Annotated in this window: 4 protein-coding genes; 1 reads left to right on the forward strand and 3 read right to left on the reverse strand. The window is 71.8% G+C overall.

The window, feature by feature from the left end; all coding sequences use genetic code 11:
* From ACWGH4_RS34885 to ACWGH4_RS34895, 3 genes are all read right to left on the reverse strand, one after another.
* Window positions 1–566, reverse strand: a 566-nt coding sequence (locus ACWGH4_RS34885; protein WP_453467897.1) for a DUF6328 family protein, incomplete at its 3' end; no start/stop codon positions are given.
* A 13-nt stretch (window positions 567–579) separates the two neighbouring features.
* Window positions 580–939 carry a DUF3040 domain-containing protein gene (locus ACWGH4_RS34890; RefSeq protein ID WP_441264647.1) on the reverse strand — a complete coding sequence of 120 codons (360 nt, stop codon included), beginning with the start codon at window positions 937–939 and terminating at the stop codon, window positions 580–582.
* Window positions 940–973: 34 nt separating this feature from the next.
* Window positions 974–1126, reverse strand: a complete 153-nt coding sequence (locus tag ACWGH4_RS34895; protein WP_453467900.1) for a hypothetical protein — start codon at window positions 1124–1126, stop codon at window positions 974–976.
* A gap of 150 nt (window positions 1127–1276) precedes the next feature.
* On the opposite strand from ACWGH4_RS34895, the gene ACWGH4_RS34900 reads away from it, so the two are divergent.
* A partial coding sequence (locus tag ACWGH4_RS34900; protein WP_453467902.1) for an FAD-dependent oxidoreductase occupies window positions 1277–1675 on the forward strand: 399 nt, incomplete at its 3' end.

Here is a 1675-nt window from a genome sequence, read left to right on the forward strand (position 1 = left end):
TCGCTGCCCGGGCGCGCCTCCCGCGGCGCGTGCCCGCTCGGCTCCGAGGCGTCCTGCCCGCGCTGCCCCGCCGGCGAGGCGGGGCTTCCGCGACGCATCAGGACAGCCGGCACCAGCCAGCACAGAGTGAGACCGCCGACGACGGTCACGTCCAGGATCAGAGCGGTCCTGTCGCTCAGCGCGGTGACGTTGCGCAGCACGAGCAGCAGACCGAGGGCCACCATGCACAGCAGGATCGCCAGCCCCGCGATGGTGAACCGCGAGGCCCACTTGACCGCCTCGTACTTCATCCCGCGGCCGGTGACCATACGGTGGATGCTCACCGGCGCCGTGAGCAGGCCGGTGGCGGCCGCCCCGAGGAGCAGGCACACCACGTACATGAGTCTGTCGCCCTCGCCGAGACGCGGGAAGAGCGGAGTGAAGGCGACGGCGAGCAGAAAGACGAACAGCAGTTGGACACCGGCAAGGGCGACCCTCACCTCACGGAGAAGTTCGCCCCACAGCCGGTCCAGTCGTTGTTGAGGTGTCTCCCGGCGCTTGCCGGGACCGGTCCTCGCTATCCCCATGGCCGGCCACCGATCACGGCGGCCCCGCGCGCCGGCGGCCCCGGGCACGGCCGCGCCGCGCCAGCCGCTTGGACCAACGGCAGACGAGCGTGAGCAGCCCGACCAGGGTCAGGGCCCAGGTGGCGGCGAACGCCCAGATCAGGACGGGCTTCGAGGTGGATGCCGCCATCGCGAACAGGACGAACGTCAGGGCCGCCAGCACACCCACGCCGGCGGCGAGCAGGTGCGACCGGAACCGGTGGGTCATCCGCGCGAGCGGCGGTCCGGGACTCATGGTCCGCAGCCGCCGGTCCAGGAACTCGTCGGCCCGCAGATCCTGTTCGATCTCCGCGAGGATCAGCCTTTCCGGTTCGGAGAGTCCGGATCCGTCCATGGCTGGCGCCTCCGTACGCTGTCAGACGGTCGGTTCAGTCCTCGCCCCGGAAGATGTTCGCTTCCGGGTTGCTCTCCCCCTGTCGGTCGGATTCGCGTCCGGGCAGGACCGCGGGCCTGCAGGTGCGTATCCGTTCCTTCTCCGGGATGCGACCGGTGGTTCTTGCGGTGTCGGCCCGGGTGTCCACGGCTGACACCTCCTTGTCCGTTCGGTACCGGCAGGATTCGTGGCGCCGGATTTCTGCTCTCCCGGGTACCCCGTCCGCCTCCGGTCAGTCACCCCCGCCCGACGAGGGGCGGACAGGCTTCGCCGGCCCGTTGCCGGGCACCCGGACCGCATGGCGAACGAATCTCCTGCCCCGCGCACGGCCGGGGCCACGCACCCGCGCACGACCGATTCGCACTGGATCCGCACCACCGAGGCCACCGACCACCCTCCGCTCACCGACGACATCACCGTCGACGTGGCCGTGGTGGGCGGCGGCATCGCCGGGCTCAGCACGGCGTGGGAACTGACGCGGGAAGGCGGACGCTCCGTGGCGGTGCTGGAGGCCGACCGCATCGCGACGGGTGTCACGGGGTTCACCACGGCGAAGGTGACGGCACAGCACGGCCTGATCTACGACCGGCTGCGCCGGACCAGGGGCCCCGAGGGGGCCCGGCTCTACGCCCGCTCCCAGCAGGCGGCCGTGGAACGCGTCGCCGAGGTCTCCTCCGCGCTCGGCATCGCGTGCGAG

The organism is Streptomyces sp. NPDC054847 (assembly GCF_053610925.1).

Bases quoted from the DNA above. Each gene is read 5' to 3' on its own strand.
- ACWGH4_RS34890 (WP_441264647.1), bottom strand. From the start codon at position 939: ATGGACGGATCCGGACTCTCCGAACCGGAAAGGCTGATCCTCGCGGAG.